The sequence below is a fragment of the Butyrivibrio hungatei DSM 14810 genome (assembly GCF_900143205.1).
In the GTDB taxonomy this organism is placed as follows: domain Bacteria; phylum Bacillota; class Clostridia; order Lachnospirales; family Lachnospiraceae; genus Butyrivibrio; species Butyrivibrio hungatei.
The window spans coordinates 89,319-109,463 of sequence record NZ_FRDH01000004.1 but is presented as its reverse complement, the minus strand read 5'-3'; the positions used below and the strand labels follow the sequence as shown (position 1 = coordinate 109,463).

The 20,145-nt window shown below is 40.3% G+C and carries 21 protein-coding genes; 2 read left to right on the top strand and 19 right to left on the bottom strand.

Annotated features, from left to right (window positions below):
• Positions 1-16 precede the first annotated feature (16 nt).
• The 12 genes from rseP to truA all read right to left on the bottom strand — a co-directional run bounded on the left by rseP (position 17) and on the right by truA (position 12,338).
• The gene (rseP, locus tag BUA02_RS04535) at positions 17-1,069 is read right to left on the bottom strand and encodes an RIP metalloprotease RseP (RefSeq protein WP_083572653.1); all 1,053 of its coding nucleotides are present in this window, start codon (positions 1,067-1,069) and stop codon (positions 17-19) included.
• Between the two features lie 7 nt (positions 1,070-1,076).
• Positions 1,077-2,219: a 1-deoxy-D-xylulose-5-phosphate reductoisomerase gene (locus BUA02_RS04530; RefSeq protein ID WP_072701416.1), complete on the bottom strand. Its 1,143-nt coding sequence runs from the start codon at positions 2,217-2,219 to the stop codon at positions 1,077-1,079.
• A gap of 187 nt (positions 2,220-2,406) precedes the next feature.
• Positions 2,407-3,231 carry a phosphatidate cytidylyltransferase gene (locus tag BUA02_RS04525; protein WP_083572652.1) on the bottom strand — a complete coding sequence of 275 codons (825 nt, stop codon included), beginning with the start codon at positions 3,229-3,231 and terminating at the stop codon, positions 2,407-2,409.
• A gap of 24 nt (positions 3,232-3,255) precedes the next feature.
• Positions 3,256-3,969 carry an isoprenyl transferase gene (locus BUA02_RS04520; protein ID WP_071177434.1) on the bottom strand — a complete coding sequence of 238 codons (714 nt, stop codon included), beginning with the start codon at positions 3,967-3,969 and terminating at the stop codon, positions 3,256-3,258.
• 15 nt (positions 3,970-3,984) lie between these two features.
• Positions 3,985-4,536, bottom strand: coding sequence for a ribosome recycling factor (gene frr, locus BUA02_RS04515; RefSeq protein ID WP_071175614.1), 552 nt, complete (start codon positions 4,534-4,536; stop codon positions 3,985-3,987).
• A 27-nt stretch (positions 4,537-4,563) separates the two neighbouring features.
• Positions 4,564-5,259, bottom strand: coding sequence for a UMP kinase (gene pyrH / locus BUA02_RS04510; RefSeq protein ID WP_071175613.1), 696 nt, complete (start codon positions 5,257-5,259; stop codon positions 4,564-4,566).
• A 26-nt stretch (positions 5,260-5,285) separates the two neighbouring features.
• Positions 5,286-6,290 carry a polymer-forming cytoskeletal protein gene (locus tag BUA02_RS04505; RefSeq protein ID WP_072701412.1) on the bottom strand — a complete coding sequence of 335 codons (1,005 nt, stop codon included), beginning with the start codon at positions 6,288-6,290 and terminating at the stop codon, positions 5,286-5,288.
• A 29-nt stretch (positions 6,291-6,319) separates the two neighbouring features.
• A complete protein-coding gene (locus BUA02_RS04500; protein WP_072701410.1) occupies positions 6,320-7,282 on the bottom strand; it encodes a polysaccharide deacetylase family protein in 963 nt (320 codons plus the stop codon).
• A gap of 117 nt (positions 7,283-7,399) precedes the next feature.
• Positions 7,400-8,062 (bottom strand): hypothetical protein, encoded by a 663-nt coding sequence (locus tag BUA02_RS04495; protein ID WP_072701408.1) that lies wholly within the window; start codon positions 8,060-8,062, stop codon positions 7,400-7,402.
• A 125-nt stretch (positions 8,063-8,187) separates the two neighbouring features.
• Positions 8,188-9,900: an ArnT family glycosyltransferase gene (locus BUA02_RS04490; protein WP_072701406.1), complete on the bottom strand. Its 1,713-nt coding sequence runs from the start codon at positions 9,898-9,900 to the stop codon at positions 8,188-8,190.
• Positions 9,901-9,903: 3 nt separating this feature from the next.
• Entirely contained in the window at positions 9,904-11,520 is a 1,617-nt protein-coding gene (locus tag BUA02_RS04485; protein ID WP_072701404.1) for a DUF5722 domain-containing protein, read from the bottom strand.
• Positions 11,521-11,585: 65 nt separating this feature from the next.
• Positions 11,586-12,338 (bottom strand): tRNA pseudouridine(38-40) synthase TruA, encoded by a 753-nt coding sequence (gene truA / locus BUA02_RS04480; protein ID WP_072701401.1) that lies wholly within the window; start codon positions 12,336-12,338, stop codon positions 11,586-11,588.
• A gap of 168 nt (positions 12,339-12,506) precedes the next feature.
• Between truA and BUA02_RS04475 the strand changes: the two genes are divergently transcribed.
• Positions 12,507-13,049: a QueT transporter family protein gene (locus BUA02_RS04475; RefSeq protein ID WP_072701399.1), complete on the top strand. Its 543-nt coding sequence runs from the start codon at positions 12,507-12,509 to the stop codon at positions 13,047-13,049.
• A gap of 4 nt (positions 13,050-13,053) precedes the next feature.
• On the opposite strand, the gene BUA02_RS04470 is transcribed toward BUA02_RS04475, so the two are convergent.
• Entirely contained in the window at positions 13,054-13,836 is a 783-nt protein-coding gene (locus BUA02_RS04470; protein ID WP_072701397.1) for a ZIP family metal transporter, read from the bottom strand.
• A gap of 18 nt (positions 13,837-13,854) precedes the next feature.
• On the bottom strand, positions 13,855-14,343 hold the full coding sequence (locus BUA02_RS04465; protein ID WP_242946474.1) for a CinA family protein: 489 nt from the start codon (positions 14,341-14,343) through the stop codon (positions 13,855-13,857).
• Positions 14,344-14,447: 104 nt separating this feature from the next.
• Between BUA02_RS04465 and BUA02_RS04460 the strand changes: the two genes are divergently transcribed.
• Entirely contained in the window at positions 14,448-15,386 is a 939-nt protein-coding gene (locus tag BUA02_RS04460) for a phosphatase PAP2 family protein (protein ID WP_072701393.1), read from the top strand.
• On the opposite strand, the gene BUA02_RS04455 is transcribed toward BUA02_RS04460, so the two are convergent.
• From BUA02_RS04455 to BUA02_RS04435, 5 genes are all read right to left on the bottom strand, one after another.
• Positions 15,375-17,018: a glycoside hydrolase family 9 protein gene (locus BUA02_RS04455; protein WP_072701390.1), complete on the bottom strand. Its 1,644-nt coding sequence runs from the start codon at positions 17,016-17,018 to the stop codon at positions 15,375-15,377. The two genes, BUA02_RS04460 and BUA02_RS04455, sit on opposite strands and share 12 nt — an antisense overlap.
• Before the next feature lie 54 nt (positions 17,019-17,072).
• Positions 17,073-17,723 (bottom strand): zinc dependent phospholipase C family protein, encoded by a 651-nt coding sequence (locus BUA02_RS04450; protein WP_072701388.1) that lies wholly within the window; start codon positions 17,721-17,723, stop codon positions 17,073-17,075.
• 1 nt (position 17,724) lies between these two features.
• A complete protein-coding gene (locus BUA02_RS04445; protein WP_072701386.1) occupies positions 17,725-18,768 on the bottom strand; it encodes a WD40/YVTN/BNR-like repeat-containing protein in 1,044 nt (347 codons plus the stop codon).
• A gap of 177 nt (positions 18,769-18,945) precedes the next feature.
• Positions 18,946-19,497, bottom strand: a complete 552-nt coding sequence (locus tag BUA02_RS04440; protein ID WP_072701383.1) for a hypothetical protein — start codon at positions 19,495-19,497, stop codon at positions 18,946-18,948.
• Positions 19,498-19,502: 5 nt separating this feature from the next.
• Positions 19,503-19,787 carry a resolvase gene (locus BUA02_RS04435; protein ID WP_072701381.1) on the bottom strand — a complete coding sequence of 95 codons (285 nt, stop codon included), beginning with the start codon at positions 19,785-19,787 and terminating at the stop codon, positions 19,503-19,505.
• Positions 19,788-20,145: the final 358 nt, after the last annotated feature.

The following is a 20,145-nucleotide window of genomic DNA, read 5'->3' as shown; positions in this document are numbered from 1 at the left end:
TTATCCTCTTCTATTATCAACGTGTAAACTTTGTAATATCATTAAACAGTACAAATACCATGAGTCCGAGAAGTGCGATCATACCTATCATATGTACTAATCCCTCTTTCTCTGGTGGTACTTTTTTACCAAATATAACCTCGATAAACTGGAACACCAGCCTTCCTCCATCAAGCGCAGGAAGTGGCAGAAGGTTCATTACTCCAAGGTTAACTGATAAAAGAACTGTAAGAGAAAGCATGGTAAGTATCACTGAAGATATACCATAAGGCTTGGTCTCCTGATAAGCATCATCTACGATCTTGACCATTCCTACAGGTCCAGAAACATCATCCCTTGAAAGCTTACCCTTAAACAAAAGAGCAAGGCTTCTGTATGTGGTCTTGAAATAATATCTTACTTCATACCAGGCATACTTAAGAGCCTGTGGTCCTTTGATCTCACCAAACTCTCCAAGGTAAACACCCATGTAGTATCTTCCAGCTTCTGCGCTGTACTTTGGAGTAAGTGTTGTCTCATAGATCTGTCCATCTCTCTCATATACGATATCCATCGGAGAGCCTTCAGCGAACTGAGAAATAAGTGTAACTTCACCTGCCATGTAAACCTTTTCGCCGTCAACACTGATGATCTTGTCACCAGGCTGCATTCCTGCTTCCTGGGCAGCTGAATCCTCTGTCAGCTCGTTGATTACAGGGAAATTCCAGGCAGAAAAGCTTACCAAGATAACTGCAAGGATATAAGCAATGATAAAGTTTGCAAATGGTCCTGCAAAAAGCGTTGCGATCCTACGCCATACAGAAGCATTCAAAAATGAGTGCTCATCATAGCCTTCTTTTTCCTCTTCTACAGGATCCATTCCGTCAAACACACAAGCGCCGCCGATTGGAAGGAGTTTGATGCTGTATAAGGTATCACCCTTCTTTTTCTTCCAAATAGTTGGTCCCATTCCAACAAAGAATTCATTGACTCTGATACCGCCGGATTTAGCAATGATAAAGTGTCCAAATTCATGGGACGTAACCAGTATTCCAAATATTACAAAGAATATAATCACACTAATTAACATATAAGATTTATGCCTCCAAGAAGTCGTAAGTCTCTTTTTCTGCAGCAAGGATAGCTGCCACATCAGGATTTTCTATTTTCTTGTGATGTCTCATAGCTTCCTCGATCATATCATAGATCTGAAGATATCTGATATCCCCCTTCAAAAATCTGCGAACTGCCATCTCATTTGCAGCATTAAATACTGTAGGCATGCTGCCGCCGGCATAAGCTGCATCAAAAGCAAGCTTAAGTCCTCTAAAGGTGTCAGTGTCAGGCTTTTCAAAAGTAAGACTTCCAAGTTTAAAGAGATCAAGTCTCTTTTCAGCCATAGGTCTTCTGTCCGGGTAAAAAAGTGCGTACTGGATAGGAAGCTTCATATCAGGTACACCAAGCTGCGCCATAACAGCTCCATCGCAGTACTGAACTGCACTATGAATAATGCTCTGAGGATGTATCAGAACCTGAATATTATCAAGTGATACATCAAAGAGCCATCTTGCCTCCATTACTTCAAGTCCTTTATTAACTAAAGATGAAGAATCAATAGTAACCTTTGGTCCCATATCCCAGTTTGGATGCTTAAGTGCGTCCGCAGCTGTCATGCTCTCAAGTTCACTTCTTTTTTTACCTCTAAATGGGCCGCCGCTGGCTGTCAAAAGAATCTTCTCTACCTTATCTTTAGGTTCACCATTCATAGACTGGAAAATTGCGCTATGCTCACTATCTACTGGAAGGATCTTAACTCCCATCTTTGCAGCAAGTGGCATGATGATATGGCCTGCGCACACAAGTGTCTCTTTATTGGCAAGAGCAATATCTTTGCCGCTCTCAATAGCTCTGATAGTAGGCTTAATACCGATCATACCTACAACAGCTGTAAGTACAGTATCTGCTTCCGGAACAGAAACAATTTCCAAAAGACCTTCCATTCCTCCGTAAACCTTCACATCAAGGTCAGCAAGTCTGTCTTTCATGTCCTTTGCAGCATTCTCATCAAACATGCAGACATACTTCGGCTTAAATTCTCTGACCTGCTTCTCAACAGCACCTACACTCCTATTGGCAGCAAGTCCCACTACCTCAAGTTCAGTATTATTATTTCTAACTACATCTAAAGTCTGGGTTCCAATTGAACCAGTAGAGCCTAAAAGTACTATTTTTCTCTTCATAAAATAACCTGTCCTTAAAAAAATAAACTACCTTTTACTATACCACTTAGAAGCTTTTTTTCCTATACAAAGAACTATTCCAATTCACAAGGCTAAATGCTTGCTGGTGGAGAAGAGGCTGTAGAGCTTAAATTGAAGTGATATTACATGCAAAAAAAAGAAGTGATCAGAAACTGATCACTTCTTTTTATTTCATAAGTGGAAATAGCACTGCTGCTAAAAAATATACGCAAGGAATTACAAATATTACACTGTCAAAACGATCCATTATACCGCCGTGGCCAGGAATGATCTTGCCATAGTCCTTGATCTCATGATCTCTCTTGATTCCTGAAGCAAGCAGATCACCAAGCTGAGCTATGATACTTCCTACGAATGTTATGATCACAAGTACAAAGATGACTGCTTTATCATGAGTTGCATTTACATAAAGCACATAACCAAATATTGCTCCCACAATCACAGAACCCAGAATTCCTCCAATTGAGCCTTCTATAGTCTTCTTTGGGGAAAGAACAGGTGCCAGCTTATGCTTACCAAAAGCTCTTCCTGCAAAATATGCGCAAGTGTCACATACCCAGGCAATAAAAGGAATCCAAGCAAAGTACTGCCCATAAGGTCTCATTCTAAGCAGGTATACAAAAGACATACTGACAGGGGCATAAACGAAGCAGAAAAATGCTGCCACCGCCTGAACTGACTTGAACTTAGGAAAACTAAGCACATAGCATACCATTATTAGAAAGAAAGCAAACAAGATAGAAAAGACAAAATACTTATGACTCTTTACAAGTATCATCTGTACGTAGTGAACAATGATCGACGCATAGCCACAAGCTTCCAGTGCATTAACTTTCTTGTTGTCCTCATGAACCCCTGTTGCTCTTGTGAGTTCAAAATAGCTGATAAATGAAACTATTGTCAGAACCGCTGCCAACAGATATCCCCCAGGAATAAGCACTCCAGCAAGTACCAGGGCAATAACGATTCCACTAATAACTCTTGTCTTCAATATTTAGTCCTAGCCTTATTATCTTTAGATCTGATCTGTCTTGAGGCCGCCAAACTTGCGGGTTCTCTTGCTGTAAGCTTCTACAGCTTTGAGCAGCTCAGCCTTATTAAAATCTGGCCATGCCACAGGAGTAAAGTAAAACTCCGTATAAGCACACTGCCATAGCAGATAATTGGAAATTCTCTGCTCATTACATGTTCTGATAAGAAGATCTGGATCAGGAAGATAGTTTGTATCAAGGTTCTCAGCGATCATCTTCTCAGATATATCCTCTGGGAGAACCTCTCCTGCCTTGACCTTCTCTGCAATCTTTCTAACTGAACGTGTAATTTCATCTCTACTGCCGTAGTTAATGGCAATAGTAAATGTAAGACCTGTATTGCCAGCGGTTGCCTCTTCAAGTTCACCAATAGCTTTCTGGATGTCATCTGAAAGAGCACTGCGCTCACCGATAACTCGGCAACGCACATTGTTTTTCATTGACTTCTTGATACTGGTCTTTAAGTAATTACGCAAGATCGTCATAAGGGCAGAAACCTCTGCCTCAGGGCGAGTCCAGTTTTCTGTTGAAAATGCATAAACTGTAAGATACTTGATACCGATGTCTCTGGCATCTACCAAGATATCCTCAACAGCTTTTGCTCCCTGCATGTGTCCGTAATTTCGAGGCATTCCCTTTTCCTTGGCCCACCTTCCATTACCATCCAAGATGATAGCCACATGCTCAGGTACATTCATAACTTCTTCCATAGCTTATACCGTCATGATCTCTTTATTCTTTTCTTCAATAGCTGCATCAATATCCTTGATGAACTTGTCAGTGAGCTTCTGAAGTTCCTCGTTAAGATCATTGATCTCATCCTCAGAAACATCTGAGCCCTTAAGCTTCTTTAACGCATCGTTACCGTCACGTCTTACGTTTCTAACTGCAACCTTAGCGTCCTCACCCTTCTTACGGATATCCTTAGCAAGCTGTTTTCTGCGTTCCTCAGTAAGCTCTGGGAAAACAAGTCTGATGATAGCACCATCATTACTTGGAGTGATACCAAGCTCTGATGTCATAAGTGCTTTCTCAATATCCTTAATAAGAGCCTTGTCCCATGGTGCGATCTGAATGATCCTAGCCTCCGGAACAGAAATGTTACCAACCTGATTAAGTGGTGTTGGTGTACCATAATAATCTACCTTGATTTTATCAAGTACGTGTGGATTAGCTCTTCCAGCACGGATAGAAGCAAGATCCTCCTTAAGAAAGTCGAAGGATTTTTGCATTTTTTCGCTATATTCTTTTAATTTCTCGTTCATACCTATTCCTCCTTAAAATTCCAATCATTAGTCAACAGTAACTGTTGTTCCATTGAAATTTCCATCTGCTGCCTTCACAATGCTGTTTTCTTCCTGAAGAGAAAATACTCTCATAGGAACCTTATTGTCTCTTGCAAGGATAGAAGCTGTCATATCTACTACCTGAAGATTCTGAGCAACTACATCATCGATTGAAATAGTGTCATATCTCTTAGCATTTGGGTTCTTGGCTGGATCGCTGTCATATACTCCGTCGATTGCCTTAGCAAGAAGGAGGTAATCAGCCTCTACCTCAATAGCCCTTAAAACAACTCCTGTATCAGTTGAGAAATATGGATGACCTGTGCCGCCTGCAAAGAATACAACCATACCCTTTTCGAAATACTTGTTTGCTCGATCCTTTGAAAAGAGCTTTGTAAATGATCCACATTCAAAAGGAGTAAGAATGTTAGTCATCATACCTTCACTTCTGAATATTTCTGATACATAGATACAATTCATGATTGTAGCAAGCATGCCAATCTGATCAGCCTTAACGCGATCAATGTTCTCGCTGGTTCTACCTCTCCAGAAATTGCCACCACCGATAACGATACCTACCTGTGTTCCCTTATCAGTAAGCTGCTTGACCTGAAGTGCTACCTTTCTTACGGTTTCTTCATCGAAGCCTGTTTTTTTATCACCAGCAAGCGCTTCTCCGCTGAGTTTTAATAATACTCTCATAATATCTCCATTTTACTTGATAAAAATTACTTGTTCTTAAGTCCTTCGAAGAACTCTGATGGATTAACATCAGCATATGCCTGTGAGCACATACCTTCGATAACAGCACCATTGTTGATCTGTACTGACTGAGACTTGATGTTACCCATTACGATAGCTGTTGTATCAAGAACAACTGGTCCGTGAACATCGATGTCGCCCTTAACAGCACCTGCAATAACTGCGCTTGATCCAAAGATGTTACCAACGATAACTGTGCTCTGACCAACCTTTACGCTACCCTTGCTCTTAACTTCACCTGTGATTCTTGCTGCCTCAGCATAAATCTCTGCTGCTTCTGAATCACCTGTGATCTCACCTGTTACATTAAGCTTTCCAAGGCACTGGATGTTACCTGTAACCTTTCCTACAAGATCAAGTGATCCTGTTGTCTGAATGTCACCATTAATGACCATTCCTTCAGTAATGCTAGCTGTTTCATCTGTTGGTGTCTGCTGTTCGAATTCCATATTCTCTTCCCCCCCATAATTAGTTGTTGTATCTGATACATTGCTCTCTGCAATGTACTCATCAATGTGCTGTGAATTGATAGCTTCAATTGCACTCTTAGGTTCCTCAAATGCTGTCTCAACAGCTGTCTGCTCTTCGATCTTCTGCTCGAGTTCTTCGATCTCTGCAGCCTCGTCTTCAGCTTCCTTAGCTGGTTCCTCTACAGCCTCTTCAACCGGAGTCTCCTCTGGCTCAACTGTCTCAGGTTCATCTGCAACTGACTCATCAACTATCTCTTCTACTTTTTCTACTTCCTCTGATACCTTCTCTTCATCCTCTGCAGATCCGATATCATCAAGTTTAATATCATCAAGACGATTTAACATGCTGTCGATATCGACCTTCTCAGGTCTTAACTCTTTTGCAGAATCTTCTTTCTGATTTTCTTTATCAAGATTGTCTGCTTCTGCAAGCTTATCTTCTGGCATGAGTGTATTTACAGCCTGAGATAGATCGCTCTTTAACTCAGAAAAAAATCCCATCCTGACATCCTCCATTCATACTTTCTAGATTATTTTTTGATATGTTGAACCGGTAACGTATCCTCAGTTATCGGTACTATCACTGTGTCATCCATTGCCTGAATCGCTTCTATGATCTCAGGTAATGCCTCAACTGTGTGCTTCTTGTCAGCTGCGTCATGCATAAGCACTACACAATGCTTGAACTTAGGTATATTGCTTACGATGTTGTTATAGATTGATTCCTTTGTGGCTCCTGCCTTGTCATCATTGGCAGATACATTCCAGTCAAAATATGTCACGCCCTGTTCATCAAGAAATTCCTCAAACTCTGCCACATCATCCTTGATGGCAAGATTAGAACTACCACCGGGGAATCTGTAAAACATGGAATCAACATCTGTTGTGTCATACAAAAAGATCTTGATCTTCTTGAAATCATCTTTGAAAGAATCAAGTGAAGCGTAGATTTCTTTATACTTGTGGCTATAAGAATGCATACCTAAAGTATGCCCCTCATCCACAATTCTCTTATATAAATCTGTATACTTGGAATCTGGCTTGCCACAAACAAAGAAGGTAGCTTTGACACCATACTGATCTAATATATCAAGTATCTCTCCAGTTGAAGAGCTAGGGCCATCATCAAAAGTAAGATAGACATACCTCGTCCCCTCAATATCTTCAGGGTTCTGAGCTCCGCTGACATCGACATTTGCATAATCCCATTCGAATCCGCCAGTCTCAGCGTTTACATCTCCTCCACTATCTCCCGAATCCGAAGCCGCTAAAATGGACTTCTCATCGCCATATCTGTCTCTGTACCAATTAAGGTCAGCTTCACTTTTCTCGTATCTAGTCCTAAGTCTGTCGTATCTAACCGCTAATATCAAACAAATGCACGTAGGAATCAGGCAAGCAGCCACTACAGTAATAACAATCGCTCTTCGTAACTTTTGTATCTTTTTACTGTAAACTTTCTTTTGCTTTCTCTCTCCAGTTCCTGACGCCATTACTACAAATCTCTTTCAAAAATAGTGTATAACCAGTGTATAGTATAGCATAGTTTTTCTCATTATAAAAGCCAATCCAGAAGGATTGGCCTTAACTTTTTTTCACTAAAAAGCTCGTTAATTTCTAGCTGAAGCATACGTTAAAATGTAATTATCATAGTCCTTGGTATTGTACCCCAAGATTTGAGAATTGGTACTGCCTCCGTAAAAGGTATAGCCATAATCAGCTATATTGACTGCATCAAAACCGACTGCTCTTCCGTTCTTCATAAAAACAGTCCTGACGCCAACTCCCTGAATATCACTCTCAGAATAGTTTGTAGCACTAACTTCCAGGTACCTGTCATTCCTGCTGGCGTCTACAGATATCATAGAATATGAGCATTTGTCAGTTGTTCTTATATCAAATGAATAATCATAGTCCGCAACTCCGTTTAGATCTTCATTGATGAACTGGCCATATAATATAAACTGCTGACCGTTTCTGACAGCATCTAAATAATCATGAACCTTGGAAAGAACATTTCCATTTCCATCGATTGCTACAAAATCCGATGAAATAGCAATATCTTCACCAGTTTCGTTAGTAGCAACTAAAATATAGTAAGTACACCAGCCGTAAATATCAGGTACAAGATACTCTTCATCTATCCTTATTCCTTCTGCCTTTTCTTCGGCAGCATATACAACTGCAGATGGAGTCACACAATGATTCACATTTAAAAGAAATGCTATAGACATTCCCAATGTGACAGCTAAAGAAAGAAATTGTTTTCTCATAAATATCCCTCCACCAACAAAAGATTTTTTGTGTGTAAGATTATTATCTTAGAAATAACGATTTTTTTCGATAGGTCAGGGGTATATTTAATCCTTTTTTAACCTTTCTAAAAAAAGAATTAACCTCAGTGTTTATGCAGGATACAGTACCCTCCAAGGTGCTCGCTTAAGTACGAATCTGCGTTATGAAATGCCTCAAATTCTGACTCAGACAAAACAAAAACCGCATTATCTGCATCTGCATTATCTATATCTTGTGGTAGCCCAAAAATGAAGTTTCCAAAGCTGTCTGCGACTCTGAATTCTCCATAGGGATCCTTGTAATTAACTGTCTTATAGAACCTGTTAACATCGTAATCATTGTAATAAAGAGCCAGCATAAATGGAGCTGATAAACCGTCATAGGTTGAATATATAGGTCTTTCATCTCCTGCTATCTCATAGGCTCTTTCAATGGCTTCACCGTAACCTGGCATGAAGAGATTGCCAGTCACATTGTTGTAGTCAAGGAAGTAGTCCTTAGAAAAAGATATGGCAGCAAACAACAAAAGAACCGGGATAAGCACACCCACCCTGGCAGTCCTCTCAAGAACAAAACCAAAGCCCTTAACAAAGAAGTAGATAAGCGGAAGGAACATCATTACCATCCTGCTGATATCAGTCACTATCACTAGCGCCATGATAAAGCACGCGATCAGCATTGAAAGCCAGACAAAGTCGATAGCTCTTTTCTCTGCAGAGTCCTTGCTTTTCTTTGAAAAGACATCCTTAAAAGTCACATATATCCCAATGAATGTAATAGGAAATGTGAACTCAAAGAGCGTTGCATAGCCTGGAATAAAGTGGCACAGCATATCTGTGTCATCTCCAATAGTTATAACCTTGAAAAACACCTTGAGATTATTAAACAGATTTGCTGGAAGCGAGGAATCAAGTGCAATAAACACCTCTCCACTTCTGGATGCAGTGAATCTATTGATGGTAAAATGCTCTGCAAACACTTCTGGAAGTCCCAGATAATTGACCATGTAAAAAATAAGAAGTGGCGCAAATACTACTAAAAATGCTACCCCTGAAGCAATAAGCTGCTTGATATTTAAAAGCTTATTCTTTAGGCAAAAGACGCAAAGAAGAAGCAAATGAATTGGCACCACGATAGTTGCTGATCCATAGCTATACATACAGATAGCGTAGGCTATAGCGCTCAGCACATAGACATAGGTTTTTTTGGTCCTGATACCAAGCATGAAAAGATACATTGAAATGCACATATTAAGTGGCATGATATTAGCATCAAGACTCCACCTTGAAAGGATCACATGCCACGGACATACAGCGAGGAAAAATGCTGCAAAAAGTGAGATCATATTCTTGTGGGCAGCTTTCGCATTATCTGTCAGCTCTTTTACCACGAGATAAAACAAAAACACAGTGATGATACCTGAAATAGCAGGAATCAGCCTGAGTTTAACAACTCCGCTTCCAAAAAGCCTGATACTAATGGCATTAAGGTAGATCATAAGCGGACTTCCACCGCCGCATCCCCAGGTAATAGGATAAACAGGAAAAGGATATCCATTTCTGTCTATTCCGTATGTTGCAAGACTATAAGCCTCATAGCCAAGTGAAGCTTCGTCCTGATGAAGGCCATATGGAATAGCTCCCAATCTGTAGAGTCTTAAAAAAGCAGCAACAAACATGATCACTGCTAAGATGATCGTCGTTGCCCTGGCAGAAAGATCCTTCATATTGTTTTTTTTGCAAATAATTACAGCTGCTGCACCGGTAAAGATGCATGCAGCTGTAGCTATATAATTGTAGTAATCAATTATTCTCATGTTTTATCTCGCATTCATTGCTGCGTTCCAATCAGCAATCCCCATAAATGCAGCAGATTTCTGAATATAAGCACCTGCGTTTGGCCCATTCATCTGCTGATAATATTCGAAAGCAAGCTTTCTTGAGCCATCCTGCCTTGTAAGACCTACTGCAAGTCCCTGGGATACTTCCAAAGGATAATCAGTCTGTCTGTTAAATGCAATGAGCTTGATGTATTGGTTGGTTGCAACTCTCTGATAAGCATATACGATTGCTGCAGCCTGAGCCTCTTCTCCCTGAGTTGATGAGTAACCAACTTCTGTTAAGAGAATAGGTCTTACAGCACCCTTCGAATTTCTCATAGCTGGCTGGCACATGTAATCTGTCAGCTGTTCAATATTCTCCATTGAAAGATATGGAGTGTCAATACTATGAGTAGTCATAGCCGCTGTTGTTGCATTCTTTGGTGTCCAGAAGCTTGTCCATGTCATTGGATAGTTGTATGGATGCTCTGCAAGGGCCCAGTCAATGTTACCCTGCGCTGTAATACAGGAGTTGATTGCTTCAAGGGTAGCTCTTGCTGAGTAGTAGCTTCCTGGATTGTGGGTATGTGTCCAGTTCTGATCAAGACTCACACATACATAGGCATTGGCATTTCTGCTCTTAATAGCATTGTAGCATACTCTGAGTTCATCTGCGTAGAGTTGCGCATAAGTCATAAGATCTGAAACTCCTGAATAATTCCAGATATTCTTGGCATTGACCTCATTACCAATTACCCAGTTATCAACCTGTCCCTGGCCATTTGCTCCGTTATATCTAAAGGCAAGATAAGAAACAACTGCTTCTAAGTACTCAAGTCCCTTATCCTCTGAAGTGTTCATCATGTAGTATGTAGCTCTTCCGCCTCTTGAGCTAGGTGAGATCATAAACTCTTCTCCTGCTGCTCTTGGGTTTAAAAGAACCATCGTAACGCCCATGCCCTGCTGAGTGCATGTTCTGACGCAGTGGTCATACTGGCTAAGGTAAGATGAATCAAAATAATAGGTCTTACCATTGTATTCATAGATAACCTGTCCGTTACCACCGATAACATCTTCAAGGTTGATGTTGTAAGCAGCCTGCTGAACACCAAGCTGCGAAGCCTCTGTGTTGCCGTTACCGATCTTGGCACCGTCAAGAATAAGGCCTTTTTTACCATTGTTCTTACGAGCTGGTGAATTAGAAGCAAGAGCCTCAGGGTTGGTGATATAGCGAGCTCCAGTTACAGGAACGTAAGCTCCACCCTGAAGGACAGCTACCTGAAACTTGTCATAGAGATGACATGAAGTTGTCTTGTTTCCAAGTGGAATTGAAAATGTGGCATTGGCCCCAAGTGGCACTGATGCTACCGGCGCACCTGCAACGGTTCCCTGATAGACTTTTTCTGCAAAAAGATAATACTTGCCATCATCACTGGCTGGTATGTCAGAAGCAGATACTGTAACTACTACGTTCTCTCCTGCAATTGAAGCTGATCCAATAGAGACAGCTCCTGTTCCTGCTGCATAGCTTGTAGTACCTGTTAGAGAAAAGACACTTAGAACTACAATTGCACCAATAAGTGCGTAAGAAAGTGCTGAAAAGATTTTCTTTGTCATAAGTAACCCCGCATAAAAAATTTATCAAAGATTTGATAGTAATATTAATAATATCTGCTGAAAAATCAGTAGTCAACCTTCATTAAACAAAGGCCTTCTGGCGGTGCTGTTGGTCCTGCTTTCTGCCTGTCACAGGCTTCCAGGATGCCCTTGATATCTGAAACAGGGATGTTGCCATAACCAACTTCCAACAAAGTACCTGTCAGGATTCTGACCATGTTCTGCAAAAAACCATTTCCATGGAAATAGAATCTGATATAGTTACCGCTCTCTTCTATGTTGATAGCATCAACGCATCTTACCGTTGACTTCTTCATCTTCTTGTTCCCGCAAAAGCTCTTAAAATCATGTGTACCAATAAGCAAAAGAGCTGCTTCACGCATCTTATCTACATCAGGCTTTTCTTCAAGAACAAGAACATATTTCCTGTCAAACACTGGCTTGGAAGCACCATACCAACATGTATATCGGTAGGTCTTACCAAGGGCATTATATCTGGCATGGAATCTCTCCGAACAAGCCCTTACCTCATTGACACTGATGTCTTCTGGAAGATATTTGTTCATATATTCCTGAATCTCATCCTCAGTCATTTCTGTGTCAAGAACAACGCTTGCTACCATGCCTCTTGCGTGGACTCCTGCATCTGTCCTGCCTGAGCCATTCACGTTTACCGGATCATTATCCGGAGCATTTGTCATCTTAGTGAGGACACTTTCAAGCTTCCCCTGAATTGTCATTTCTTTATTTGGTTGACGTTCCCATCCATAGAACCTGGTTCCGTCATAGCTTATCTGCAATTTATAATTTCTTTTCATGGATTTCCTTTCAAGAGTAGCGTAATGACGCTAGCTATATATATAACATATTTAACGGCATTAGGGTAGACAAATATTTATTCTGATGATAAACTAGGACACGTTGTTCAAAAGAAATAACGTCAGTTCGAGACCTTCCTGACGCTAAACAAAACTAAAGGAGATTTTATGCGCAACACAAAGGTTATTTTCATCACTCAGGCTGCAGTAATAGCAGCTCTTTATGTCGTATTGACATTACTCGCAAACTCACTTGGACTTGCAAACTATGCTATTCAAGTGCGTTTCTCAGAGGCACTTACTATTCTGCCTTATTTCACACCAGCAGCTATCCCAGGACTTTTCCTTGGCTGCATCATCAGTAACACACTTACCGGATGCATGCTTTTAGATACTGTATTTGGTTCAATAGCTACTTTGATCGGAGCAATGGTTACTTACTTTATTGCCCATGGTTTTAAAAAGCCATCCGATGTCGGTTTCTACAAGGGAAACTGTGCCATCAAATGGCTTGCACCTATTCCTCCAATCGTAGCAAATATGATCGTTGTTCCTCAGGTTCTCATTCATGTATATGAATTCCCTGGAACACTTCTTTATTTCACTCTTACAGTAGGCGCTGGAGAATTTTTCTCATGCTTTGTACTTGGAATGCTTCTTATCTTTGCTTTAGAGCCTAGAAAATACGCTGTTTTCAGACAGACACTATAATTTATCATCCAAGGGCCACATCAAGAGCCATCATTACTGTAAATCCGAGGGCGAACATGATAACTCCAATGTTAGAATGTTCGCCTTCTGACATTTCTGGAATAAGTTCCTCAACAACCACATACATCATAGCTCCAGCGGCAAAACTCAGGAAATAGGGCATATATGGTACAAGAAGCGGTGCTGCAATTATTGTCAAAAGAGCTCCAACAGGCTCAACTGCACCTGATAACATACCATACAAAAATGCCTTTCCTTTGCTGGTACCTTCTGCTCTAAGTGGCATTGAGATAATAGCTCCTTCAGGAAAATTCTGGATTGCTATACCAAGAGCAAGGGCAAGGGCTCCTCCTGCTGTAATCTCAGCTTTACCTGTAACAAATCCTGCATATACAACACCTACTGCCATTCCCTCTGGAATATTGTGAAGCGTGACAGCAAGAACCATCATTGTGATCCTTTTAAATTTGCTATGAACACCTTCCGCCTTATCAGCATGCATATGAAGATGCGGAATCAGGCAGTCGAGGCATAACAGGAACAATATACCTATCCAGAAACCTATAAATGACGGGAGAAATGCCAGTCGTCCCATGCCTGAGCTTTCTTCCATTGCAGGAATTATAAGGCTCCAGATGGAAGCCGCCACCATGACACCACTTGCAAAGCCTGTGAGAGATCTTTCCAGCTGTTTGTTCATTTCTTTTTTCATAAAGAACACGCCGGCAGATCCAAGTGTTGTGCCAAGGAAAGGTATCAAAAGTCCCTGTAAAACTGTCATATTCATAATTTATTCACCTCTTTTTCAAATGTCTTTTAACAGATTTAATAAACAATCTGCGATGACATCACAAACAGCCAATTTGTACTCCAACCTGTTTTCTTTAGGTGCTACTTCAAAGCGTTTTATATATATATCCTTTGCGGTACTGATAGCAAAAAATACTGTTCCGGGAACGCTATCATTATTGGCAGGATCTACGTTTCCCATAGTTCCTGTAACTCCTATCGCTATATCTGCATCATAGGCTTTTCTAGCCTCTTTTGCCATAGAGACTGCAGTTTCTTCTGAATATACGCCGTATTTTTCTATTATCTCTTTTGGAACCCCTTGCTTTATCTTGGCTTCATTACTGTATGTAACAAAAGCACCCTTCATAACGGCAGAGGATCCTTCTGTGTCGGTAATAAGGGAAGCTATCTGACCGGAAGTACAGCTTTCCATGGTAGTGATAGTCAGCCCTCTCTCAATCAGCTTAAGGGTTATCTGATTGTATTTTTCTCGAACATTCATAGATCTCTCCATCTAATAAACCAGCTTTTGAATTATAGTTCCAACTCACAGTATAATTATAGTAAACTTATATTTAGAATAACTCAGTTTTAGGAGGCGCGAAAGTGGAAGCATTAAGCGGTAATTCTTTTTATTTTGATTTTGAAGTACGACTTATGGAGTTTTTGCAAAATGCCCTTGGAGAAAGGTTTATTTCCTTCATATCCTTTTTCTCAGCCTTTGGCGAAGAACTCCTTTTGATCCTGATCCTGGGCTTTGTGTACTGGTGCTATGACAAAAAATTCGGCATCTATGTAGGCACAAACGTCATGATCGGTATCGTTTTAAATCCTATGATCAAAAATATCTTTTGGAGACGCAGACCATATTTCGACAACTCTGGTATCAAATGCCTAAGACCGGTTGATTCTGAATCTGATATCTACGATATCGCAGGTCAGGGATTCTCTTTTCCAAGCGGACATTCCACAAACTCAGTAACATCCTACGGTTCTCTTGCAAGATACAAAAAGAATAAGATACTTACTACTCTGGCATTTATTCTCCCTCCTGTTGTAGGCTTTTCAAGAATTGTTGTAGGCGTTCACTATCCAACTGATGTCCTTTGCGGATGGCTCCTTGGTCTTGCTATCATATTCATAGTTCCAAAGATCCTCAAAAAAGCTGGTGAAAAGAACCGATGGATCGTTTTTCTTTTCATTTTCCTTTTCTGCTGTATCGGACTTTTTTACTGCAAGACTTCTGATTACTTTACAGGCCTTGGCCTTATGGGGGGCTTCTTTGTTTCCGTAGAATATGAAAAGAAATTTGTAAACTTTGAAGAAACAAGAAATCCCATTCTTTGCCTTACGAGAGTATTGGGAGGGGGAATTCTCTATCTTGCTCTCAACTCCCTGTTAAAGCTTCCATTTAACCCTGACTTCCTTACCTCAGGTACTTTCCTTGCAGGAATGGTAAGGCTTGTCAGGTATGGTATCGTTTCATTCGTATGTATTGGCGCTTATCCCTATCTTTTTAGATTTGAAAAGAAGTTATTTAAGTAAGCCTGCCATTACAAATACAAGTGGTGAATTCCAGTAGATAGTGATCTCATTAAGTGAATAGCAGTCAACGTGATCGTAGTAGCACTTCATAGGCGCTGAACCAGCCGGAACCTCTTTGGCTCTCTCATCCTGAAGGCCGACGTTAGGGCCTCCTGAAACAAGGCCAGGCCATGGCTCTTCGATATCATCCACTGCTGTTGGGCGCAGATGAGGGTTCCTAAAGGCTTTCTCACCATTTCCGGTCACATAACTAACATCCATGCTGTTGCAGCCAAGAAGGTAGTCAATACCTGCTGTGACAGCATTTTTATATTCTTTTTTTGATGTGATCTCTGTATATGTAACAGTCAGTATCATGAGATACTTAAGTAGCTCCATGTTGCTGCCCCAGATAAAGTCCTTAGCTTCCATGCAAAGGCCAAAGCCGTTCTTCTTGCCGTTTGCTACAAGCCTGTCAGCTTCGCCCATAAATCTCTTTTTGATCTCATCTGTAAGGGCATTATCTTCATTCTTTAAAAGAACTGATAATGAGCCAAGACCTGCTACCTCTGCCCAGCCAAGACATGTAAATACATCGCCCTGATAGCCCTTGGATGTAGCATTCTTGTCAAAGGCTTCAAGTCTTTCCTTCTGAGTGAGTGCGTCTTCGTAATAATCTTTTTCACCAGTCACTTCGTAAAGAGAAGCTGCTGCCCAGAATCTATTTGAGATATCCTCTGCTTCGCCGTACTCACCTGTGTTTGAACCCTCAGCGTTTTTAAAGAGCATCTCCTTAGGATTCTCTTTTAACCATTTATAAGCTCTTTTGGCGTCTGATAAAAGTGTCTCAGCGTATGCCTTGTCGTAGTCCTTGTAGATGCTGCTGGCAAGGGCAAATACAGCTGCAATATCTGCTGTAGCCATGGATGAAACAGGGAAGAGGAAAAGCTCGCCTTTGTCATCTTCTGGCATCAAAAATGGTGCGTGACAAAATGTAGTTACTTTGTGCCAAACTGAGCCATTGTCTCTCTGCATCTTCCTGAGGAAATCTAGCTCCACCTTAACTTCTGCGAGGATGTCAGGTAATTTGCCATTATCACACTTAACTTCTGGAATATTGAACTTAACATTCAAAAGATTTTTGTAAAATCTAACGCCATAAAGAATATGTGCTACAGCCACAGCCCCTGCTGTTGAATATCTTCCGTAATCACCAGCATCGTGCCAGCCACCTGTTACATCAACATGATCTACATCCTCGCCGTAAACTGTTGCCTTGGTCATATGGCATGGCTTGTGATAATATTCACCAGCATATTCCTTGGTAAGCGCATCGCCGCAGCGAAGGAAATAAAAGCACTTGCAGATATCCTTCATAAGCTTGTCATATACATTATCGCCAATAGCGAATGTCACAGACTCAGCGTCTCCTGAAAAGAGCTTGTATGTACCCTCTTTTGTAAGCTCGCTAAAATCTGCCACTGATACATCTTCACCAGAGATCTCATCTGTACCAAAGTGCTGAACTTTTCCAGAAAAGACGCTCTCGCCTTTATCATTTTTGATCTGAAAGTCAGCTGCCTTAAAATCAAGGACTGCTTTCTTAACTGAATCCTTTGTAAATCCCACCTGATTAAGTAATACTTTTGCCATACCATTTCCCTCCAACTTTTGTCTCGTGTCTTTTATCTTAAGTCCTAGTAAATATCATAACATAGGGTCTGTAACAACTGCATCTATAAGCTCTGTCATCATTTCCTTTGGATAGAACTTATTGCCCGAAATATCTGCCTTTGGAACATCATACTGAACATGGAGAAGATGCTGCCTAGTCTTTTCTATATCTTCTGCCCTTAGGTAATCTTCAAAGTCTACTGGTTTTGACTGCTCTAGAAGGCTCATTATCTCTTTAGTATTTTCGCTGTTTTGATGAAGCCACTGATCAAGGAGCCTTGCCTCTGGATAATAGTTTTCCCTAAACTCTTGGGTAGTCATTGGGGGAATGTACTTCTTTTGAAGCGCTCTCCACACCAGAACATCATTGCAGTAATCTGTCCAGCAGTGCACGCAGATTCCTAGTAAAAAAGCTCTTTTCACAGGGTCAGGTTCGCATAAAGCGAATTTATCACGAAACTCTGCAATATTACTCTTCCATCTATCGTAGTCATCAGTATCACTCCAGGTTCCGCAGCCTTCAAAGAGATGAGTGTGAATCTTTTCTTCTATAAGGTAAGGATCTCTAAAATGCACCGAGTCTGGGGCTACTGAGCCTAAGATAAATTGCTCTTTACCTTCAGTAATTCCAAGTTTGTCTATTAGCCTATAGGCTATCTCCATATGTACCATCTGAAGTGCCATATCACTGTTCTCCTAAGTATTCAAAGCTTATTCCGTCATTCTGTGATACATATAGTCCCGACGGGTATTTATCAAGTTCTTCGCTATAATAATCTCCAGACCACGGACTCTGACCAGCAAGTAAATAAAGCTTACCATCTTCTTTCCAGACCTTCTCAGGAATCACAAAAGGATTATAAATTGTTCCATCTGAAAGCTTTATCTGGGCTGATGGGTAGTTTACTATGGTGAAAGTCTTGCCTCTATCATCGGTTCTATAAAGCATTCCCTCGTCACCACCGCTATAGGTAAGGCAGGCAAATCCCAGATCTGAATCATCAATAAACTCTATCCACGCAGCCTGTCCTCCTGATCCACGATATGGATCTGAATTGACCAATGTGTATGTCTCCCCGCCATCGGTAGTCTTGACCAGCATGTAATAGCTACTGCCTGCTGCCCTGTCAATCGGCATCATACAATAGATGGTGCCATCTTTTGCCTCATAAGTGCAATCTGGCTCATTATCAAATGTAAGTATCTCATCTTCTGTAGGTTCTTCAACATACTGCATAGAACCATACTCATCATAATTCTGGTTATAATCTGCTGTTGATAACCTTTCATCAATGAATGTATAAAGAGCTTCATAAAGGGTGTTTCTGTCATAATCAGCGCTAACGTAGGAAACCAGCGGGAATTCTTCTGTGAGTGATGGCATCTCCACTTTGAACACCTGATATAGCCACGGTGCCTCATTGTATGGTACTTGTTCTAAGCACTCCTCTATCCAATCGCAGATGTTTTCGCAGTAGTAAGATAGGTCCTGATAGCCATTTTCTTCAATAGTTGGAACTTTAGTATATCCAAGCTTGTTGATTGCACAAGACTTCTTTTCCCATGTAGCTAGCCTCTGAAATTTCTCTGGATATGTAGTGTCTGTCACGTAAACGAATTTCTTTAATTTCATATAGTCCCTTAAATATGGAACTCCAAATACCATAAATAAACCAAATAAAACTATAGATAATGCAAGTATTATCCTGCCCCAAGGTGTCTTTTTCATAAATAAACTCCTAGACCGACAAATAAGCCATTATTACAAAGTAAAAGCATGTGCTCTCAATATAGAAAACACATGCCTTTATATTACCACAGTCAACAGCTATACTGCATCGCAGATGTTGCTGTTATTGACATTTATTGTCTGTGCCTGTATTATAGTTTTCAAGAAATGGGTTTTTTACTGAGTAAGGTCTGATGACTGGAAAAGGTCGCTCGTTTCTTTTTTTATGTTCATAATGTCATAAAGATACTTTTTACCATCTTGTGCATGTCTTAATATCATAGCCACGTGAAATACATTATATCTCTCTACCTGTCCGTCCGTTCCAAAAACCGGTAATGCAAATCTAGATTCATATTTATACCAACCAAATTTTGCATCTTTCATATGCTTAGCTTTTGTATTCTCTGTATACTCCATATTGGTAGCTGTACTTATTAGTTCTGGTAATCCCTGTGCCGCATTAGCTTTGGCCTTTTCATTTGTACCTTTAAGGATCAATGTATAACCTGAATGCGCATATTCATCTGGCAGATCAGCTCCTATATAAACAATTTCATTAGATTCAGCTATAGTATAAAAATCTCCCACATAGTTTCGTAGATATTCCTCTACATCTTCCCAACAAATTCCACGTTTTCCTTTGAAAATAATATCGTTTATCACGACTATATTATTTCCATCCACATCCTTAATCACAGATACATTTCGCTTATTTACTTCTTCCATACAAATTATTGCTTCTTTTTCTCCTCATACTTCCTTATTTCATCAAAATATGCCTTATACCTATATGCTGTCCTACGACTTATGTCACCCTCAGCAACTATTTCCATAATTGTCATTCCGCCTGCAAATTTAATAGCAAAATCATTATATGATTCCATCCATTTAGCATCATGCTTCTGTCTTCCAGCATTTTTGCGGCTCTTGTAGTCTTCTAGTTCCTGCTTTAACTTAGCATTTTCTTCCTCAAGTTCAGCTATACGTAATAAAGCATCTTTCAAATTTGAAATCATTGTCACACCTTTCCTTTGTGCCATTATTTCATTGGCACAATTATATGTAAAAAGCAGCCTAGTGTCAATTTAATTTTTGACACTAGGCTATTCTTTTAAAAAAAGGCACTCATATTACATCTGCTGACTACTCTCTATTAGCACTTGATCTCTCTTTCATCTAACAAAGAACTCAAACTCGTGTCTATATAGTCAAGTATAATCTAACAAAATTCTCAAATTCGTGAACTGGCACATATAGGAAAAAAAACGCAAAAAATCCATTTCATATCTAACAAGATTCTCACCCCTTTGTCTTTTTGCGGTTTTTCTGCAAGAATTTAATGTTTTTTTCATCTAACAAGGTTCTCAAACCCAA